This is a genomic window from Acinetobacter sp. 1424608, from assembly GCF_000588255.1.
GTDB lineage: Bacteria > Pseudomonadota > Gammaproteobacteria > Pseudomonadales > Moraxellaceae > Acinetobacter > Acinetobacter nosocomialis.
In genome coordinates this window covers 38,996-60,194 of the sequence record NZ_JFXL01000021.1, presented here as the reverse complement: position 1 = coordinate 60,194, position 21,199 = coordinate 38,996, and the positions used below count along the sequence as shown (strand labels likewise).

The following is a 21,199-nucleotide window of genomic DNA, read 5'->3' as shown; positions in this document are numbered from 1 at the left end:
CCTTACTACTTTTCATCGAAGATTCTGGCAAAAGGCATAAATGAGTTTTCAGTAGATGTTGGGGTTCCACGCTACAACTATGGGCTGTACTCAAACGATTATGATGATGCCACCTTTGCCTCTGGTACAATTCGTTATGGTTATAGCAACTCACTGACCTTAAGTGGGGGTGTGGAAGCCTCCACAGACGGTCTTTCCAACGTGGGCACAGGTTTCGCCAAGAACTTGTTTGGTGTGGGGGTGATTAATGCTGACCTTGCAGCAAGCCAGTATAAGGATGAAAACGGCTATTCGGCTCTGGTCGGTTTAGAAGGGCGTATTAGCAAGAACATTTCATTTAACACCAGTTACCGCAAAGTATTTGATAACTACTTTGATCTGGCCCGTGTGTCTCAAATCCGGTATTTAAAAGATAACCAGATTACTTCTGAACCACAGAACTATCTCAGCTATAGCGCGCTGGCAGATGAGATTATTAGGGCAGGGATTAACTATAACTTTTATGCAGGCTATGGTGTTTATGTCGGTTATAATCAGATCAAGTACAGTGATAACTCGTATAAGTTACTGTCTGCGAACTTAAGCGGAAGTTTAAACAAAAACTGGGGTTTTTATAGTTCAGCTTATAAAGATTATGAAAACCATAAGGACTATGGCATTTACTTTGCGCTGCGCTATACGCCGTCTACCAGAACTAATGCGATTACAAGCGTATCTAGCGATAGTGGCAGGCTGACTTACCGACAAGAAGTATTTGTTTTATCGGAACCAAAAATTAATTCATTTGGATGGGGTGGATATGTAGAGCGAGATCAGGATGCGCATACTAACAATGCATCGATCTATGGTTCGTACCGAGCAAGGGCTGCGTATCTGACAGGTCGTTATAACCGAATTGGAGATAATGACCAAGTTGCTCTTTCAGCGACAGGATCGTTGGTTGCGGCGGCAGGACGTATATTTGCGGCCAATGAAATAGGGGATGGTTATGCTGTTGTAACCAATGCCGGACCGCAAAGCCAGATTATAAATGGTGGGATAAATCTAGGAACAACTGACAAGTCTGGAAGATTTCTTATTCCTAGTCTTATGCCATATAGAGAGAACCATATTTATTTAGATCCATCATATCTTCCTTTAAATTGGAATGTTAAATCTACAGATCAAAAAACAGTCGTGGGCTATCGCCAGGGGACGCTAGTTGACTTTGGTGCACATCAGGTTGTTTCAGGCTTGGTGAGAATAGTTGATAAAAACAACATGCCATTATTACCAGGCTATAGCGTTCGAATTAATGGACAGCAAGATGCTGTAGTGGGCTACGATGGTGAAGTATTCGTTCCAAACTTATTAAGACAAAACAAACTTGAAGTAGATCTTCTCGATCATGGTTCATGCCAGGTTAACTTCACTTATAACAGTAATCAGTACTCAACTAAAAAATTGGGACCTTATATATGTCAGTAAATAGTATTAATAAGGCTCAAAGAGAGAGCTATAAAAAATTTTCATTGTCTTTAAAATATTTTATAGGTATTTGCTTATTTTATATCGCTTATGCATTTTTTAGTCCGTCACATGCTGCTTGTACGGTAGCTGGAACGACCAATAATACGTTTACCTACACGGCAGCAAATATTAATAGTGATGCAACGGTAAACTTTTCAGGAACAATTACTTGTACGAATGGAGGGATAATACCTCAGATCTCTCCGTTTATGTGTATGAAGACCGTATTTACAGGAACAACCACTGCGAATAATAACGTGACCTTACCCTATACGGTTACTGCAACTGTAGGTGGAGCAGGTTCTTCTACCACCAACCAAACCTCCAATGTTTGGTATGGTCCAGTGGTAACTATCGCTTCAAACAATGTTCTTAGCTATTCGGTAAATGTGAAGGTACCCGCACGTACAGGATCACTAATTGCTTATCCTCAAGGAACATATACAGCTACAGTTCAACTATTTTGGGATATGGATCTTCTATCAGTGTTATGTTTAGGTGATTTACTCAGCTGGGACTCTGGAAGTGTAATTTTAACAGCAAATTTTGTAGTGCCGACACTTTGCCAATTAAACTCAACCTCGAATGTAGATTTTGGCAATATTAATGATATTGGCACGGCTAGTCGTGATTACACAACACAAGGTGCTGTAAATACGACATGTAACTATGGAACGCCTTATACGATTTATTTGGGGGATGGCAATAACCGTATAAGTGGAGGATTCAGGCGTATGGCCAATAGTAATAATGAGTTTATTCCCTACCAGTTATATAAAGATGCTGCTTATAGTTCGGTGTGGGATGCTACGGGTGGAGTATCTAGTATTGGTGGCACAGGTGGAGTGTCTGGTACTGGAACAGGTAGTGCTCAAACGACTACAGTTTATGGAAAAATTCCGCAAGGTACTACGATTGCTAGTAGACCCGGTAGTTACTCCGATAATGTTGTTGTTACAGTGACTTATTAATTGTTTCAGGCACTATTTCTTTAAAAGAGATAGTGCTTTTTTAGAATTAAGAAATATATTTTTTCTATTTAAAATGCCGTTTATCAGATTTAATTAAATTATTTATCTACTTATATATACTAAACGTTCAAATATAAAAAAGGATAATGACGTGAAAAAGATAATTTTAGCAACAATAGTAGGTGTTTCGGGTATGAGTAACTCTTTTGCTGAATGTACCTATAACTTTGATGCTAGTGTACAAGATTTAAAAACTTTAGAAGCATCATTGAATTCACCTACAGGGTTGCAACGTTATATAGAACAAGTCTCTAATATAAATAATGCAAACCAATCAGGTTATGATCTTATACGCTATTACTCAGATAAAAACGTCGACATATATTTAACATCTAAAAAATATACCCAATTTAAAACTCAATATCATACAAAAACACCCGATAACGTTATTTTAGTAGATAAACCTATTGCTAGTTCAGATATCTTTGTACAGGAATTTATTTTTGATGTTAGCAACTTACAGGTCAATCTTGGGACTGCCTCTCAAATGTACGAGTACGGCTTTTTAATTACGGGTTCCTCACAGAACAAAATTGAGTTAGCTTTAAATATAGCTTTTACTAAAGGTAATAATTATTCTGGTGTTATGAATGGTGATTCGATTAACGTGCTTGGTGTGACTAATAAATCAGATGGTACTGGGTATCTAGCACCTTTAAGTGCTGCTAGAAATACTAATCCAGTAGAAGTTCCAGCTGATGGAAAAGTTAGAGTAGGTATTTATGTGAATCAAAATACTAAACAGGTGGGTTATATAGTTAATGGTACTAACTATGGTTATCTCAATATTACTATGGAAAATAAATTAAGCTATATCAGCTTCACAGGGGTAATTAATCAAAACCATTTTGCCAACTCTGCCTTAACTGGAAAAACGGTAGGACTTCAATTGATTACAGATAAATCAAAAATGCAGTTTACTTACCCAACAGGGTCTAAAGACATTTGTGGTGTCGCTTTATAAGAGAAAACTATCAAGACTATGTATCACAGTTTTTAGGGTACATAGTCTTTGTAAAATACTATAAATTAAAAGATAACGTAAAAACTTAAAGCTCTTTTTAATCATAATAAAAATCAAATAATTCTTAGATTACGAAACTTGACCGTCATCAAAAATGGTTTGACTTAAAAAGGTATTCTGTATATTTATTGATTAGTTCCAAAAAAGAACTGGTAAGTAAAACAGGCAATTAAAAAATAAAGGTGAATAAATGTCAGATATTATTTTGCATCAGTGGGAAATTTCTCCATTTTGTCAAAAAATTTCAAGGGCTTTGAAATTTAAGGGTATCCCATTTGATACAGTAAACTATAACGGCATTCTTGGTGCCAAAGTTCCTTTGCTAAGTAAAGTGGGTAAAGTACCTGTGATTGACCATAAAGGACAACGTATACAAGACAGTACTCGTATTGCTCGCTATTTAGACGAAGCCTATCCGGATACACCGCGACTTTATCCAGCAGATCCAAATCAAAAAGCACTTGCCGAACTGTGGGAGGACTGGGCAGATGAGTCTCTTTATTTTTATGAAGTGTATTTAAGAGTAAATTATTCGGAAGCTTTAGAGGAAGCCATCCGTATTAGTAGTATTGGTCGCCCAGCGTATGAAAAGCCGATGGTGAAAGCTTTTATTTTAGCCGAATTAAAAACACAGCTTTTCTTTCAGGGCTTGGGCCGAATGAAAGCCGAAGATGTTGAAGCAGAGTTTATTAAACACTTAGACCGTATTGAGCAGGTTTTATCACAAAGCGAATGGTTGGTTGGAGATAACCAGACGATAGCGGACATTGCCGTAGTTGCCCAACTCGGTGAGGTGGTTCGAACAAGCAAAAAGTTTAGTAAAGAAATTTTGAATCGTCCGTTTATTGCTTTATGGTATAAAAAACAAACAGGGTGAAACGGCTATGTCATTAGAACCACCGAATAAAACACGAGATTGTGCAGTTGTTATTGGTGTTGGGGCTTCACAGGGGATCGGAGCAGCCGTTTGTCATCGTTTTGCAAAAGAAGGATTAAAAGTTTACGTTGCAGGACGAACTTTCCAGAAAATTGAAGCAGTGGCTGCTGAAATCCATGCAAATGCAGGTGAAGCTGTCGCATTTCGTTTAGATGCCGAAGATATACATCAAGTACAAGCCTTATTTGACACCATTACTAATCAAAACGAGCGTATTACCGCTGTTATTCATAATGTTGGAGGGAATATACCTTCAATTTTTTTACGCAGCCCGCTGTCGTTTTTTAATGATATGTGGCAATCCACATTTTTATCAGCTTATTTGGTTTCTCAAAGCTGCCTAAAAATTTTTAAAGAACAAAATCACGGCACACTTATTTTTACTGGGGCGAGTGCTTCTTTACGTGGAAAACCGTTTTTCGCTGCTTTTACCATGGGTAAATCTGCCTTGCGAGCTTATGCATTAAATCTAGCTCAAATTTATAAAACACAAGGCATTCATATTGCTCATGTCATTATTGATGGAATGGTAAATGGTGACAGAATTAATAAAGCTTTATTTGGGCTAGGCCGTTTGGCGCGTCTTACACGTGGAACAGGCGGGCTTAATCTTGATGCAATAGTAGAAAACTATTGGATGCTCTACCTGCAAAGCCCTGAACTTTGGACACATGAGTTAGATTTACGCCCATACCAAGAAAAATTTTGAGAGACTTATATGCTAAAAACAATATTTCAGAAGTTTCAAAAAAAGCAGGGCTGTGTTGTGGTTGCCGGCCATGATATAGAACTACTTAATCATGACTTTGTAATTTTAGATAAAAACTATCAAGCTCCATTACATGTTTATCAAGTTGTGCATGATTCTACTGTTCAGAACATACAAGTAAGTTACGTAAATGATGGCATGACGAGTGTGCGCTTAAACTTGGTAAAAACTAAGCATTTAAAAAGTCTGCTGAAATATATAACAGAGCATCGTCATACCATTGAGTTATGCGTGTTTCAGCCAAATTTTTCATCAGCGCCAAATATCGAAGCTTTATCTTTAGAAGAAATTGAACACAGTTGGCAGACCACAGGTTTAAGTGCAGTGAGCGTGTCACAGTTCGTACTGAAACCTATGTTAAAGCAGCAGCGGGGTACAGTTATTTTTCTTGGAGCGCCATCTCATCATTCGGCTCATCACGATGTATTAAGTCAAAGTATGTTTGCGAGTATTCGAGCGTTATCGCAGTCGTTGGCAAGAGAGTTTCAGCCCAAAGGTATACACGTGGCGTATTGCATGGTGGAAAAATGGGATGGACAAAACCCGCACTTTATTTCATCGATTAAACAAGTGTGCCAGCACATCTATCACCAATCTGATTCTGCATGGAGCCAAGAGCTCAGCGTATCGTGAGATTTTACTTTCGAGTGTTCTTAAAATAGAGTACTGCTTTGGGATGACAGCACAACAATAATTTCTACAGGTACTCAAATGTTAAATATTAAGTATGCTCAACAAACGGTTAAAGTGGCGACTGCATTGGCAACTTTGATGTGCTTTTCTTCACTGACACAAGCATATCAATATGAGCAAACAGCACGTTTAGTTAACGAGCGTTTATCTTATATGAAAGATGTCGCAGGCTATAAAGCAGAGCAGCATTTACCGATTGAAGATTTAACACAAGAAAAGAAGGTACTCGACCAATCACTTTCTGAAGCCGAATCTTTTGGACTGAACAGCGAAACAGTAAAGCCATTTATAGTGGCGCAAATGGATGTGGCTAAAGCAATTCAGTACCGATATAGAGCAGATTGGTTGTCTAGCCCTGAAACCAACTGGAAGCCTCAAGACTTAAGTGAAGTGCGTTTAAAAATTAGTTCTTTAAACACCGAACTTCTAAAAAATATTGCCTATGAACTTAAGAAAAATAATAACAAGGCGCCTTATGGCTGTAGCTATATGTGGCCAGTTCAGCACCCTCAACTTAAAGAAGCTGACAAGAAAGCTTTATGTGTAACATTAAATAAAATCAAATTAAAACAATGAAACACCCAAAGCTGTCCATATAAGTAAATCACTCAATTAACATTAAATCGGCAGTATTGGCAGATTTAAGTGGTCGTAAGGCAAAAGTTGAACGCGTATGCCGAATACCTTTGATCGAATACAGCTTTTTACGTAAAAACCGTTCGTAATGTTCGGCATCTTTTACGGCCACTTTTACCAAGTAATCATAATCACCAGTAACTAAATGAGCCTCGACTACTTCGGGAATGTCTGCCAAAGCCTCACTAAAGTTTTCTAGCATTTCGTCATCGTGTCGTTCTAGCGTAATTTCAATAAAGAACAACTCGTGAATGCCAATCGCTTTTGGGTTTACGTTTACTGTATAGCCTTCAATAATTTTTAGACTTTCTAAACGTTTGAGTCGAGTCCAGCAGGGTGAAGATGAAAGCCCAACTTCTTCGGCGAGCTGCGCAACTGTTAAGCGTCCATTTCCACGAAGGGCAGATAATATTTTCCGATCTATGCGATCTAGTGTGTATTCTGTGCTGTTCAAAATATAAACCAAAGAAGATTCTTCTGTTAATTTTTAATATACGTGATTTTTATGCTGAGATCATTTAAAAAAACTGAAAATACAGTAAACATTTTGAGTGGCACAGCCATACACTATTTCTATGCATCGAACTCTACTGGATAGGAGTTGTGATGAAGCAAAGAGCACTGTTTCAGTAAGGGTGACTAAACAGTGCTCTTTGCGGATCTTATAAAAAATTAAATATTAGAATTTTTGATTCGAAAACTGCTTTTATAGTTGAAGTAAAAGTCACTAAAAGAAATTATCTTTATCTGCTGCTTAGTTTTATATTTGACAAATTTATTTAAACATTTTTTAGATACTCTCATAAACTAAATCTACCGATTTAATGAAGTTAATTCTCATTTTTATTTTATAATTATTCTTATATGGTTTTATAATCTCATTCATTGAAAAATATAAAGTATGTTATTTAAACCTACATCAAAATTTTAATTTAATCATTATAAGTGCATATAAAACTAATCCCATAATTTTAATAAGGTGATGAAATATTCAAAAGATAAGAGGATTTATCTAACTTTCTTATTATTAATAGACACTTATAAACAATTATTATTTAATACACCCGCAACATTGCCACTAATACTTTTAATAATTTTATCGGGGAAATAATGCGTAATTTTTTAGTAACAGCTTTCACTTTATTGGTAGGGTCATCAGTTTATGCTGCTCAAGAGCCTAAAACTTATATACAGCGAACAACTTGCGAGAGAACAGTACAACTACATGGTTTTTTAAGCCGTGCTCAACTTGATTGTAATTATCACTATACTTCACAAGAATTAGTTCATGAATCTGACAAATGTACCAAACATGAACTAGGTGAAAAATATGGTAGAGAAGTTATGAGATTAGGTATGGACCAATTTGAAGCACGCAAACGTGAAGATATGAAAGGCCAATTATGTAGTACGGTTTTAAAAGAGTTTCCAAACTATATTAGAAAAAAAAAAGGAAATCTAAAAAACCCTCTGTAGGAAAGCCGATAAAATGGATTTTATGATTCATTTTATCGGTGTATCACAGTATATAACTATCAATTAAATCAGAAAATAATTATTAAAAATGTAATCAATATAAAAATTAGCTAATTGGGGATCTATTAATGATCATATTTTAGTTGTTGGAATTAGTGGGAGATGAAAAGTGTTCTTTTAACTCTAATTTAAAATTTTCCCATAGTGTTTCAGGCTCTAATTGTGAATAACCTAGAAATGCCACATCTAGTTGACTCTCATATGAGTGAATTAACGAAGCTAGTTCTGCATTTTCTAAATAATGAATCAGGTAATGAGTATTCTGAAAGAAAGAATCTATCTGATCTTTATAATTCCAAGTATTTAAGTGCTTAAAAATATAATTTTCCAAAACTTTCCTTGTTACTTCATCTACCGAAATTTCATTGAATTCACTTTTTTCCGTGAGTCTGAAATATTGTAATATTTGTTCAGTGTTTGATAAAAAACAGATGTCTAAAGCTAGCTCATTTGTTGGATCATTCTCTAGTGCATGCACGGCCCAGTTCTGAATCTCTTCAGGCGTGATTAATTTTAGATCTAGCTCCATTTTTAATTGAAATTTATAACTATTAGACATTTATTTAACCTAAATTTATTACATGATATTTAGAGAAGGTAAGAGCAGCATCTTTCAATATGTGGTCATATTTAAAAAACTAGATAAAACCTTCACTCCATTTTTTGTCTAATTCTTTTAAATCATTATATGCTTTTTCAAATTCGCTCAATGGAAAACTTAATTGAGGAACAGAAGTCGAGGTTTTCCAGACTACGGATGTCACAACATCGTGAATATGGTTAAATGCGTAACCAAAACGAGCCCATACGACTTGATCTTCTGAAACAACTTGCTCAACCATAATTACGCTACATGTTAGATCTAAATCATCAGGGCAAATTAAGATTGGAACCACTGTTGAAATAGCTACATTTTCATAAGCTTCTGGTTTAAGAAGTTTCCATGCGTTACTTAATGCTAACTCACTATCATGATCATACAACCACCCTTGGGCTGGAACTAAATCATTCATTTCGTCAATAATACGCGCATTTTGATGCATCCATATATTTAATGGAATATTATCAATTGCAAGAATAGGGAATGGTTTTAAATTGCCATTTGCATCTTTAATGCATCCCTCAATTGGGTGTTCATATAAAAGAGTAGCTGAGATAGTATTCATATTTATAAGTTAATGTGCGTTAAGCAAATATAATATATTCTATTCAATAGATTAATGAATCTAATCTAATGAAAAACAAAAAATTATTTATCCATTTTCTAGCCAATATCACATTGACACCCCAAATCTCTCCGATTATCCTTTGCCTGCTGGCCTACATTGCCAGTCGATTTTGACAGATCGATTTAACACACAAGACATCAAAAAGTTCTCTTTTTGGTGGCGAACTCGTTCGTCCCCCTTCGTAGCGGTAGGGCGAGGGAGGGACGCCTTGTGCGTGCTGATTCTTGTGTGTCAGTCTGTCAACCTTCTCTCGTTCTACCACCATAATCATTTGACAGTGATCTGGTAGAACTTCTTTACACACAAGGAGTCCGCTATGCGTACTATTTCTTCTCATTTATTGGCCTTTGCCAAAATCTCTTTATTCATACCATTTCAACATCCTATAAAACGGTTTAATCGACTCTAGGTTTTCTGCACCTTAAGAATCGTTACGACTCAAAAATCATAGTAACAATAAACCCGAGATAGGCGAGCACACCTTTATTGTGCCGCTTTTGTATGCCTGTTTTTAGCACTCAATTTAAGAGTGACGGCATTTCTATCTCTTTTAGATACAACAAAAAATTATTTTAAACGGTACACATATGCCACCTTTAGTACTTTCTACACGTGCTTTAAAAGTTGTGAATAAGGGAATTGATTTATTTCACCATCACGGATTCCATTTAGTAGGTGTCGACAGAATTATCAAAGAGTCTGAAATTACAAAAATGACTTTTTATCATTACTTTCAATCCAAAGCGCGGTTTATCGAAATTTGCCTACTTGTGCAAAAAGAACGGCTGCAAGACCAAGTCATTAGTATGCTTGAGTATGATCACAGCACAAGCTTGGTGGATAAACTTAAAGCACTTTATGACGTACATACAGAATTGGAAGGGCTGTATTACTTATTATTTAAAGCCATTTTTGAAACCAAAAATACCTATTCAAATGCTTATCAGGTCGCACTTAAATATAGAACTTGGTTGATTAATGAAATCTATAGTCAGCTTAGCGTGCTAAAAGCTGATGCCTCATTTCATGATGCCAAATTACTTTTGCATATAATTGAAGGAACTATTATTCAAAGGCTCAGTCATAACGATGTAGATGAGCGGGACAAACAATTCGAATATTTTATAATGATGTTTTCATAGAAATACTCTAAAAATAAAAGCCCCGAGGTTGGGGCTTTTACTGTATTAGGGACTAACCAAAGTTCTTACCACTTATGGCTATAAGTCACTTTAAGCGTTATACCATTTGCAAGTAAGTGGCTGGTGTTATCGTTTGTTCTTAATAATTGGCTATAAAGCGGGTAGTACTTGCGGTTAAACATGTTTTCTAAACCAATGGTCATGGTGTCTTTGTTGTTAAGCGCAAAACTACTGATTAAATCTGCCGTGGTATAAGATTTTACATCGTAACGACCAAAACTATTTACACCATTCAAACGGTAATCTTCTGAACCGAAGTAAGTAGCTTGTAGACGGTTTGTCCAAGTTTCAGTTGGGCTATAAGAAATATAACCTGTTAGTTTTAATGGTGGAATACGGAAGCCCGTCATGTCCTGTTCAGCACCATTTTGAGGTTTCTCACGGCCTTTCATCCACGTTACGCTACCACCAGTTCCCCAAACATTTGCATCGTCAAGGTAGTCAAAAGTTGCTTCAACACCTGTGACTTTCTCTTTAGTTCGAGCCAGCACTAAACCATTATTGAATGATTGAACAGCACCCAAGTCAGAAGTAGAGTGGAATACAGCTAAGCTTGAAGAGAAGTTATTAAAGTTACCTTTCCAGCCAAGTTCGTAGTTATCAACTTTTACAGGCTCTAAGAATGATGATCCAAGGTTAAAACCTTCACCAGCATTACGAATAATCAAGCCAACATCAGGCAACTGGAAACCTTGGTTAAACGATGCATAAATTGAGTGCTGGTCGTTTGGTGAGAAAGTCACATTGGCATTGTATAACCATGCATCAGCTTTCACTTTTCCACCTGGAACTGTGTAAGGGTTGGTTTTGCCTAATTGTGATAAGGGAACAAAGCTGTCAATTTGCGCATAGCTGTCTTCATAGCGTGTACCAGCTTCTGCTGACCATTGGTCATTAAAGCGGTGTTTTAGCTGTACAAAACCACCCACACTTTGCGTGGTGAGTTCAGGTAAATAAATCAGTTTGCCAATTTTTACAAACTCTAAGCCGCCCGATTGATCATAAATTTTTTGATCGAAAATATCTAAAGGCATTTCGCTTTTTTCGCGGCTAAAGTCACCACCCCAAACTAAAGATGTGTCACCTAAAAACTCAAGGGGAGTGGTCACCGTTAAGCGGCTACCGAGTACATTATTTTCTTGATAAATCTGGTCGACTTGTTTACCACGGTTGGCATTTGCACGGGCGTCAAACGGTGAAAAACGGGTAAAGAAGTCGCGGTAATAAATTTGAGCATCAACCTTATTACCAAAAAAGTCTTTATGGTTATAGGTCAAATTGTAGATTTGGTTTTCGTTTTTATTTTGGTCTTTGAGCTTTAAGCCTTTAATGGCTTTAGCTGGGACAGTTCCTGCTGGAGCTTTTTTTACACTTGGGTCAGATGCATAGTCTGAGTCTTGCTCTGCATTATAGTAGTTTGCAGCAAACTGGAGGTATTGGTTGTCATCAATGTGATAACCCAGCTTACCACCGATGCTATATCCATTTGAGTCGTAAAGGTCGCCCTGACTTGGTTCTGGTGCAACACGGTCACCACTTGCATCGTAGGGGCTACCAATACGTTGATAACCAAAGTCGAGCGCATAATCAAAGGCATTAAAACTGCCCGTAAAATACTGGTGAATATCACCGCTTAAAGCATTAGAACGCAAATTTGTGAGGGGTGTTTGAAGTCCAACAACCGTTTTAGCCGTAGGTTCACCGCCCGCAGCTTTCGTGGTAATTGAAATAATACCGCCCGCAGCACCGCCACCATAAATTGCGTTACTGCCACGAATCACTTCAATGTTGGCAATACTTTCAGGGTCAATGGCTGAAAGTCCTCTCGCTGTATCACGTGTAAGGTTCATTGGAACGCCATCGACCAAAATAAGCGCATTACGGCCACGTAAAGTTTGACCATAGTCAGTAATAGTTCGGCTTGAGTCGGATAGGCCGGGGACGGCTTTGGCTAAAACAGTCGCAATGTTTCCAGACGATCCATTTTTTAAAAGCTCAATTTGTTTTTCATCTAACTTGGTGACTTGTTTGGCAGAGGTAGAGAGTTCATCTGCACGTGAAGCGGTAATGGTAATAGTAGGAAGGGCTTCAGGCTTTTTTTCTGTTTCTGTGGTTTCAGCAGGTGAAGCGGCAAATGCTGAATTTGAAAGAATAATGGCTCCTCCAAGTGAAAGAAGTGGAATGATATTTTTAACTTCGGACTTTCTTGTAAAAAGTTTATTACTTTTCTTATTTGCCATTGTCTCGCCCTGAGAGTGATTTTAAATTGAGCGAATTATAAATGAGAATCATTGTAATTAACAATATTATTAATTGCTTAAAAATAATATATTTGAAATTTATTCAATGAATTAGGGGAATAGGCATTTATTCCCCTTAAAAGATTTGAACAGTTATGAGTTGTCCTTAAAGGAATTTAGATGGTTTTGATGGGCACGGCGAATAATACTTCGGTCATCACCGAGTACAAAAAGCTGAACAGATCGTTGTTTCCACGCCGCGATATCTTCAGGTTGTCGAGGAATGGCGCAGAAATGCTTTTGACTATTTTTAGTCTTTAAATACATCTCTTGAACTTTTTCTTTCACTTTTGAATGGCTAGTTTGCCACGGCATTCCCATAGATTGAGAAAGGTCGGCAGCACCTTCAAGAATAATATCGATACCTTCGACTTTTAAAATTTCATCTAGTTGTTGTAGTCCTTCTAAGCTTTCAATCATAGCAATGACAACAGTCTTGTTTGAGGCTTGTTGAACAAAACTCGCTAAATCGTCCATGCCATATCGATTTAATCTTGTTGAGTTGAGTCCTCTTTGTCCAAGTGGCATATAGTGGCAATAGTTCACCGCCTCTTGTGCCTGCTTCGCATTTTCAATACGCGGAAACACAATGCCCGTTACCCCTGCATCGAGCAGAGGTAGTACTAGGTGGTTCGCGCTTAAAGGCACTCTTACAAATACATCAAGAGGCATGGCTCTAGCAGCTAAAATCATGGTCTCGACTTGAGATGTACTAAATAAAGTATGTTCCAAGTCGATAATAATAAAGTCGTAGCCCGCTAGTGCTAGTTGCTCGACATTAATCGGAGAAGCTACGGAACAAAATATTCCGTAAAGCATCTCTCCATTTGCTATTCGTTTCTTAAAAGAAATCGAATGCTTATTCATATTCAATTTCCTTAATGAAGCTAAGCGGGTTCGGCGTGGTTTGTACTCTTAAACGAATTTCCGGAAGAAAACGACGGCTTGCGAGCTGTTCAATATCGATGGTGTCATCTGTAAAGTTAAACAATTCATATCGTTCCGCAAACTCTGGATGAGCTTCTTTGTGTTGATTGATGATAGTTCTTAACATAGTCCAGAATTTGATTTCATCGAAGTCATAATGTTCATTTAAGAAAATTGCTAACTCTGCCAGATTTACAAACCAAAGCGCATCTTGAGTAAAGTCTCTGAGTTCATTTGGAGAGTGGGTTTCCAAGAACGAGTTCGGGTTAATTTTGGCATGTTCTTTAGGTGCATCTTGTAAGTTTGGTAAAAGATTCGGCTCACGTAAAAGATGACGGCTAAAACGGATTCCATCGTGGAAATCTTTCAAGGCAGCTTTAATGGGTAAACCATTTTTATGAATCAGAACCATGTTTTGTGCATGTGACTCTAAAGCGAGGCCGTGGCACCATAAAATATGCATGATTGGTAAATAAGCGTTGGTAAGTAATTTTTCTAACCAGAACTCGATACCGTATTCTTGAATCCAATCATCAATGAGAGGTTTTTGGTCAATATCGAGTTGCATTAAACCTGTTACTGGCGTTGCCGATTCATCTTCTTTTAAGTAGCTGTAAATACTTTCGCGCCAAATGCAGGCGAGTGCGCCGTATTGAACAGGAAGGGCAATCTGCTGATTCACTGAAAGACCGCCAATCTCTCTTAAAATAACAGGCTTACGCTGTTTTTCTAAAATATGGTCTTGCTCAACAATGTTATACAGCCAGTCACTCATTTTTGCCGCATTTTGAACGGTATGTGGTGCCAATACGCGAGAGGTCGAGGTATTGACTAAATTCATTGCCAACTTAAGAGAAAGTGCCGAGATATCACTAATATTTGATAAAGTTCGAATCGACTGCTGTGGTAAATAAGTTGGACCTTCAATATCTAACAGAATGATCAGTTGGTTGCTAATCGCATCTTGATAATACAATTCAATAATTTTATCACACTGCCACGGATGAATTGGGGTGAGGATATAATCTTTAAAATCTACATTTTGCTCTTTCAATTGCTCATTAATAGTTTTTAGATCTTTTTCTGAAAAATGCTGTTTATAAAGCTGATCTAGGTTAATGGTTTCGCTTAAAACCAGCTTGCACAAACTATTATGAGTCGCCGCCCATTGAACCGTAAAACCTTCAGAAAGCTCAGGTGCATATTTTTTATTTTCTTTTAAATCGAAGCCGATACGTGACTTAAAGCTTGGGTGATATAAATGCGCGTTGGTAATTCGAGCTTCTTGTTCTAGGTAAGGCAAAGTTCTTAAAGGCTGAGCAGGCGCTTGGCTTAAAGTTTGCGCATGTTTAACGTAAGTTAAATTGAGTTCATCGTTAAAGTTTTGCCATTTAACTGGATCAGCTTCAATAATATTTTTTAGGTCGGCAAGTAGCATTTTTAAGTTAGGGCGAGTTTCAGTGTCTAACGTAATATCAGAACGGATTAAGCTTGAAGGATCTAGCTTAATTCGTTTAAAACTAAAATGTCGTTTAGCCGTGCAAGTATAAAAAACGGTATCGAAAATATAGAACTTGATTTGACCTTTAGAAAACTCGTATTTAAAAGTATTTTCAAAAATAAGCGCTTCTAGTAATTGGCCCATCACGCGGTTTTCCGCGAGGATTTTATAATTGGTTTGTTGTGTTGGTTGAAGAGGGCAAAGCGCTTCTGCACCGCGATATTTATAAATAGGGTTTTCAACTTCAATCCAGATAGGATTGCCACCACTGTGGTAGAGCGTATTTAACATATTTGCCTTGATTGGTAATGTGAGTGAATGAATTAATAAGTCGCGGTACTGCTTGCCTTTGGCAGTAAAGTTTTCTTGTGTGAGGGTAAGACGGGTAGCTTGCCAAAGTTCAGATTCTTCAATTACCGTAACTCGTGCAATTACACTGATGAGATGAGCAATGTGATTGATCACGAGGTAATATTTTAAAAACGTCCATGCATCTTTTTGAGAGAACCAAACAGTACTATCTTCAGAAATAGATGAGTCGTCTTCTATCATTTCTGGAACAATGCTAATGCCTTCCATATCTCGAAGAATAAGGCGATGCGGATAACCGTTTTTAAATTCCATTAAGCTGTTTTGCATATGCGCTTCTACGCTAATACCTTTGTTTGCAAACAACTCAACTAATGGAATAAGCGAAACTTTAACGTACTGTTTCCACCAAAAAGTAATGAAATCCTTGGCATCGTTCGATTGTAAGTTTTGATTCGGTGCCGCTTGCTGAATAAAGCTTAAAAGCGGGATTTCATGGTTTTCGTTTTCTTCAACCAAGCCACCGAGCATTCGGGTATTTTCTAGTACAGCAGGAGTCAGCCCAGCTCGATAAATAATGCCAAATGAACTTTCAAGCTCTGGGATTTTGACTGTTTTCGCCTCTAATTCCGGCAGAATCACAAGGTCGGGATATTGCTCATTAATCTTGTGATTAATAATAATTTTGCTCGCATCAATGGCACGTTCCATTTCATCCATTGGGTTATTACGAATGAAACTGGTAATTCGTACATCAATAGAGAGTTTTAAGAATAGGTTCGATTGAGGTAACCATACTGTACGAACAGATGAGGTCGGCCATACGGTTTGACCTAATGCGCCTAGATAGATCACGTCTTGGCTGTCTAAATGTTTCTTTAACGATGGATGTTGAAGTAAGAAATTGGCTTGCCACGGATGCGTTGGCATGAGTTCATAATTAGTGAATTTCTCTTGCAAACGATCTTTTGCTGCTTCTAAAACTTCATCTTCAATATGGTGAGAACGTTCGGTCTCGCTAACTAACTTTTGAATTAAAGAAGAATGAACCGCGAAGTAGTGGAGTTGGAAACTTGCGCCTAACTCTGGGCTATACTTTTTCATGTCTTCTTTAGAAAAACCTAAGTTGGCTTTAGAGGTCACATGAAAAGGGTGCCCATATAACATGCCTTGCTCAGTAGCCTGAAAACCACTTAACTCTTTAGTTACTGTTTGGGAAGGCTTATTTTCTAAAAAGAATTTTGTGTTCTCGATACTATTGGCAATATCGGAGTATAGGTTCTTATTTTGGTTTTTATTTTTAAATAAGCTATTCAGTTCATCTGTAATCAGCTTCACTAACTGCTTAGGGTCGGTGAGGGAGTCAAATGTATCGTTGCTTAAGTTTTGTAGTACAAAACCACGTTGATATCTGTGATAGCCAGTGGTCGATAAGTGCTGAACTGCGCCATAAACAGTTGTGTTAGATGCATTAAATGTATAAGCAAAATAGAGGGTATCTGGTTGCTCTTTATACAGTGTGAATAAAGGAGAATCTTGAGAGGGAATAATGTGCTCTTCAAGGTTCACTTTAAGTTCACGAAAGAAAGTATTTAGGTACTGTTCGAAAAGTTTATAAGACCATGCATCTGTTGTAATAATTGAGTTCATTCTTGTGCCTCTTTTAAAATTGTATCCATTAAGAATCTGTTCAAAATCACCACTAATCCCGCACCGATAAAAAATAGTGAGGTGCAGATTAATGCAGCGGTAATATTGAAAAATGAGTAGGTGAGCGTGATGGTGATTGGGCCAATAAGTTGCCCTAAGACAAAGGCACTGTTAGAAATACCAATCACTTTTCCTTGGCTTTGAGCGCCAGCTTTTAGAGAAATGGTGTGTAAGATCGAAGGAATAAGGGCTGCAAAGCAAAAACCTTGTATGAGTCGTAATACAAGAACTAGCCAGATATTCGAAACCCAGATCAATGCAAAAATCGTGATGCCGCAAATTAAAGATGCGTAAACGAAGTTATTAAAAGAGTCTCCTTTATCATCATTTCTTTTTCCCCAATAGGTCGCAGCAATAAAGGCTGCTCCCCATGAAAGCGCATGAATGGTTCCCGTTAAACTCGCGGCAGATAACGATGAGTGAGTGCTTTGGCTTATTTCGCTAATGTATAAAACGAAGCAAGACACCAAACCAAAGCCACCCGCTTGAACCAAAATTCCGGCGCTTAACCATGAAAAAATTGTTCTATCAAAGAAAGCGGGAAGCTTGGATTTCTCTTTGGTTTTTGTGGTTTCAGTTTTAACGGGATTAGTTAATACAAATGACGCAATCACAATGAGTGTCACAACAACAAATGCTGTTGCGTTGAGTAATACTTCAACCCGCCATTGATCCATAAATATCCCGCCGAGCACGGGGCCACATAGGCAAGCGAGCGCAACACTACTTTGTAGTTGCCCAAAAGCGGTACCACGTTGTTGTTCATTAGAAAGATATGAAACATAGGCATTTAAAATCACGGAAAGACCGCAAAAACCGAGTAAAATTCGCGCAAAAATAAACAGGTATAAATGCTGAGCACTCGCCATGAGCAGTATTGAAATACAGAAACCTGCCAGAGAAAGTAGCAAGGCTTTTTTATGGCCGAATGTGTCGGATAGGTGTCCCACAATCGGTGCTGTAAATAAGCTGCCAATAGCCGGAGCCGCGAGTGCTAAACCTGCCCAGATAGTGGGAGCACTCATATGCGCCGTCAGTTTTTCCATATAGAGCGGCATGATCGGAATAAGTACCATGAGCCCAAAAGTGGAAAAAAACTGACAGAGCAAAATAATGAAATGATCTAGGCGAGATGAGCGCATGATTTAGATATCCATGGTCTCATAGCTAGAAACAGATAAGCTTTGATAGGGATTCGGCGTAGTTCCGATTTTACTTGGCATGCCTGTTGAGTCGCTTTCTTGCGCAAGTAAAGGCGTAAGTAGCTGTTTGAACGGCCAAGTCTTATTGTCAAAAAGATAGGTTTGAATTTGTGATTTTGTTTGTTCTGAAATGGGTTGGGTTTCTACAAAATCTTGAATAATGTCTTGAACCATCTCCCAAAAATCGCTTTCTGTACGACCTGTATATTTCAGAGTAGCTAGAGCAATTGGGTAGAGGTTAATTTGAATCCCTAAGGTAATGAAGTAGTTAAATAAGTCTTCATTTTGAGTAAAGATAAGATTATTTGGCGTGCTGGTATCAATGGTATAAACCGGAGGTGTAAAACCGCTTTCTTCAATGGCTGTGGTACATATTCTTAAGGTATCGTGGTCACGTAAAATAAAGCATTTCAACTTGTTATTTTCATAACACACCATGGTGTTTTGCCCGTGGCATTCAGGCATGACTCCTTTTGCCCAAAGCGTTAAGAATGTTTGAATAAAATGAACGCTTAAGTCTTTTAGTAATGTCCATTTGTCACCCTTAATGCCTAAAGTTTCCCAAGGGTCAACATAGGTACAGCTTAAAGCTGACATAGTGATTGATGTGACATTTTTGTCTTGGCAAAAGTCAGGTAAATGTCGGACTTGGCAACCAATTACACCTAAATTCTTTACAATCGGCTCTTGTTTACCCAGCACCCACCAGTGCGTTTCGTTACTTAAAAAGAGACGATTTTTTATTAAAGCAGTTTCATTAATGACGTCATTTAAAAAATCATAAGCCGTATGCCCATTCATTAAATAACGGCCTGGCATAGAGCGGATTGCACCTAATGTTTTGGCATTGGTTGAGAGTTTTAAATGTAGAGTAGGGTTTGCGTTGTGAATAAGCGTTCTTAAAGAAGAAGTCGGTAAACCAATTGTGGTGACATGGTTTAGGTCAATACCGCCGTATTTATTTTCATCAAACTTTAAATAGCGATGTTGAGTCTCTAACAGAGGCAGGGCTAAGTAGTCATCTGAAAGCTGAGCCATTTTGTCAGCAATAAGACTTTCCTCAACTTCGGATAATAGAAGCTCTTTGTGAGGAATCGACTTCATATTGTTGATGACATCATCCTTCTTAAATGCCCACCAATACACCTCAATTTCTTTTTGAGTTGTGAGTGGGGCAAGTTCACCTTTTGAGTGAGCGAACGGATGAAATGGACGATCAGCGACCAGCGATAGCAGCTCGCTTTTGATTAAAGGCGAAGACAATGAAAGGGCTGACTGTAAAATTTGAGGAATTTTTTCAGCCGTTACTAAGTTGTCTAGCCAATAATTAATTGCTTTTTGATGGTGTGGTGACGGCCACCAAGTTGCTTGAGTTAAATAGTTAAAAACTTCAGAAATAGAAATTTTAGAAGTTGTATTGCTCAACAGGTTATGAAGCAAAACTTCGGGTTGGGTAACATAGAAAGGATTTACACCATCTACTTTTAAACAGTTGAAATAGAGCTCCAACTCATCATTGAGAGTAATTGCCAGATAAGGCTTTTTATAGGAAATATGATCTTTAAAATCTCCATAATTCTCCATGTAGAGTGCATCTATCGTTTTTTGTAGTTGTGCTGTGTAAATCCGATCTAACATTTTAGTTATTCCTATTCTTATAAAAGCGGTAGAACCGTGCCAACGTTTTGTTCTTGTGCAGCATTGAAGAACCATTTAGCGCAGACAATATCGTCAATCGCCATACCCATTGGGTTGAGCAAAATGATTTCATCTTCGTGTTCGCGGCCGTTTTTATGACCAATAATGATGTCGCCAAGTTCAGCATGCAGTTTTTCACGGCTGAATAGACCATCTTCAACCAACACGTTGATGACTTTCTTTTCTCGGTTTGATTGGTCCCAGTCATCTACAATCACTTTGTCCACTTTTAAGAAGACTTCAGGCTCAATATCCATAATTGAAATGTTTGAAACAAAGCAGCCTTTTTTTAGCCAATCAAACGGAATGTAAGGTTTATCTGAAACTGTGCAGGTAATAAGGACATCTGCTTGCACAATCGCAGATTTAGCACTGTCATGAATTTCAATTTCTAGATTTGGATATTCTGATAAGAACAATGCTTTGAGTTTTTCAGCCGCTTCAGGGTTTACATCAAATAAATGTATTTTTTTCACTTGAGCGTATTGCTCAAGTACCGTCTTAATCTGCATTTGAGCAATTGGACCACAGCCAATTACGGTAATGTCTGAAAAGTCCTTTTTCGCTAAATACTTAATAGAAACACCCGTAATTGCCGCAGTTCGCATGGCACTGATGAGGCTGCCTTCCATCACTGCAACCGGATAATTTGTTTCTGAATCATTTAAAACAATCAGTGCGCTGGCACGCGGAATATTGAATTTTTTAGGGTTATGTTGTCTTGAACCAATCCATTTGATTCCGGCAATAGGGTCGTTGCCACCTAAATAGCAAGGCATTGCAATAATACGGTCCGCAATATGGTCAGCACCTTGCCAGCGAAGATAAGGTTTTAAAGGTTGTACAAACTGTTTATTTGCATGCAGGGTTAAACCTTCAGTAATCGCTTCAATAAATGAATTACTATGATTTGCACCAAGATTTAATAAATCTGATTGACTTAAATAGCGAAGGGTAGCCAAATTGCTCATGAATATGTCCTAAGG

At 37.7% G+C, this 21,199-nt stretch carries 18 protein-coding genes; 9 read left to right on the top strand and 9 right to left on the bottom strand.

Translation table 11 applies throughout. The features are described 5' to 3' along the window. The 7 genes from J678_RS20115 to J678_RS20085 all read left to right on the top strand — a co-directional run. A partial coding sequence (locus J678_RS20115; protein ID WP_032027468.1) for a fimbria/pilus outer membrane usher protein occupies positions 1-1,467 on the top strand: 1,467 nt, incomplete at its 5' end. After that, complete coding sequence (locus tag J678_RS20110; protein WP_017393417.1) at positions 1,458-2,480, top strand: spore coat U domain-containing protein; 1,023 nt, start codon at positions 1,458-1,460, stop codon at positions 2,478-2,480. The genes J678_RS20115 and J678_RS20110, both read left to right, overlap by 10 nt. A 151-nt stretch (positions 2,481-2,631) precedes the next feature. Then, positions 2,632-3,504 (top strand): DUF4882 family protein, encoded by an 873-nt coding sequence (locus J678_RS20105; protein WP_025466141.1) that lies wholly within the window; start codon positions 2,632-2,634, stop codon positions 3,502-3,504. Between the two features lie 250 nt (positions 3,505-3,754). Beyond that, complete coding sequence (locus tag J678_RS20100) at positions 3,755-4,441, top strand: glutathione S-transferase family protein (RefSeq protein WP_017393415.1); 687 nt, start codon at positions 3,755-3,757, stop codon at positions 4,439-4,441. 7 nt (positions 4,442-4,448) lie between these two features. Continuing rightward, positions 4,449-5,210 carry an SDR family NAD(P)-dependent oxidoreductase gene (locus tag J678_RS20095; RefSeq protein ID WP_017393414.1) on the top strand — a complete coding sequence of 254 codons (762 nt, stop codon included), beginning with the start codon at positions 4,449-4,451 and terminating at the stop codon, positions 5,208-5,210. Between the two features lie 9 nt (positions 5,211-5,219). Next, positions 5,220-5,903: an SDR family NAD(P)-dependent oxidoreductase gene (locus J678_RS20090; RefSeq protein ID WP_017393413.1), complete on the top strand. Its 684-nt coding sequence runs from the start codon at positions 5,220-5,222 to the stop codon at positions 5,901-5,903. A 78-nt stretch (positions 5,904-5,981) separates the two neighbouring features. Further along, positions 5,982-6,539, top strand: coding sequence for a chorismate mutase (locus tag J678_RS20085; RefSeq protein ID WP_017393412.1), 558 nt, complete (start codon positions 5,982-5,984; stop codon positions 6,537-6,539). Positions 6,540-6,567: 28 nt separating this feature from the next. Here J678_RS20085 and J678_RS20080 read toward each other — a convergent pair whose 3' ends face one another. Continuing rightward, entirely contained in the window at positions 6,568-7,053 is a 486-nt protein-coding gene (locus J678_RS20080) for an Lrp/AsnC family transcriptional regulator (RefSeq protein WP_031944247.1), read from the bottom strand. 656 nt (positions 7,054-7,709) lie between these two features. Here J678_RS20080 and J678_RS20075 point away from each other — a divergent pair. After that, on the top strand, positions 7,710-8,075 hold the full coding sequence (locus J678_RS20075) for a hypothetical protein (protein ID WP_032027467.1): 366 nt from the start codon (positions 7,710-7,712) through the stop codon (positions 8,073-8,075). Positions 8,076-8,214: 139 nt separating this feature from the next. Here the strand turns inward: J678_RS20075 and J678_RS20070 are convergent, their stop codons facing one another. Continuing rightward, positions 8,215-8,694 (bottom strand): hypothetical protein, encoded by a 480-nt coding sequence (locus tag J678_RS20070; protein ID WP_017393410.1) that lies wholly within the window; start codon positions 8,692-8,694, stop codon positions 8,215-8,217. A gap of 79 nt (positions 8,695-8,773) precedes the next feature. After that, the gene (locus tag J678_RS20065) at positions 8,774-9,301 is read right to left on the bottom strand and encodes a hypothetical protein (protein WP_017393409.1); all 528 of its coding nucleotides are present in this window, start codon (positions 9,299-9,301) and stop codon (positions 8,774-8,776) included. 650 nt (positions 9,302-9,951) lie between these two features. On the opposite strand from J678_RS20065, the gene J678_RS20060 reads away from it, so the two are divergent. Continuing rightward, positions 9,952-10,506: a TetR/AcrR family transcriptional regulator gene (locus J678_RS20060; RefSeq protein ID WP_017393408.1), complete on the top strand. Its 555-nt coding sequence runs from the start codon at positions 9,952-9,954 to the stop codon at positions 10,504-10,506. A 65-nt stretch (positions 10,507-10,571) separates the two neighbouring features. Here J678_RS20060 and J678_RS20055 read toward each other — a convergent pair whose 3' ends face one another. The 6 genes from J678_RS20055 to sbnB all read right to left on the bottom strand — a co-directional run bounded on the left by J678_RS20055 (position 10,572) and on the right by sbnB (position 21,184). Then, a complete protein-coding gene (locus tag J678_RS20055; RefSeq protein ID WP_017393407.1) occupies positions 10,572-12,806 on the bottom strand; it encodes a TonB-dependent receptor in 2,235 nt (744 codons plus the stop codon). Positions 12,807-12,959: 153 nt separating this feature from the next. After that, positions 12,960-13,733, bottom strand: a complete 774-nt coding sequence (locus J678_RS20050; RefSeq protein WP_017393406.1) for an HpcH/HpaI aldolase family protein — start codon at positions 13,731-13,733, stop codon at positions 12,960-12,962. After that, positions 13,726-17,253, bottom strand: coding sequence for an IucA/IucC family protein (locus J678_RS20045; RefSeq protein WP_017393405.1), 3,528 nt, complete (start codon positions 17,251-17,253; stop codon positions 13,726-13,728). The genes J678_RS20050 and J678_RS20045 overlap by 8 nt, the downstream gene beginning before the upstream one ends. Next, positions 17,250-18,455: an MFS transporter gene (locus J678_RS20040; protein WP_017393404.1), complete on the bottom strand. Its 1,206-nt coding sequence runs from the start codon at positions 18,453-18,455 to the stop codon at positions 17,250-17,252. Before J678_RS20040 ends, J678_RS20045 begins: the two co-directional genes overlap by 4 nt. Positions 18,456-18,458: 3 nt before the next feature. Then, entirely contained in the window at positions 18,459-20,099 is a 1,641-nt protein-coding gene (locus J678_RS20035; protein ID WP_079377527.1) for an IucA/IucC family protein, read from the bottom strand. A 71-nt stretch (positions 20,100-20,170) separates the two neighbouring features. Further along, positions 20,171-21,184: a 2,3-diaminopropionate biosynthesis protein SbnB gene (gene sbnB, locus J678_RS20030; RefSeq protein WP_002048660.1), complete on the bottom strand. Its 1,014-nt coding sequence runs from the start codon at positions 21,182-21,184 to the stop codon at positions 20,171-20,173. Between the last annotated feature and the right edge of the window lie 15 nt (positions 21,185-21,199).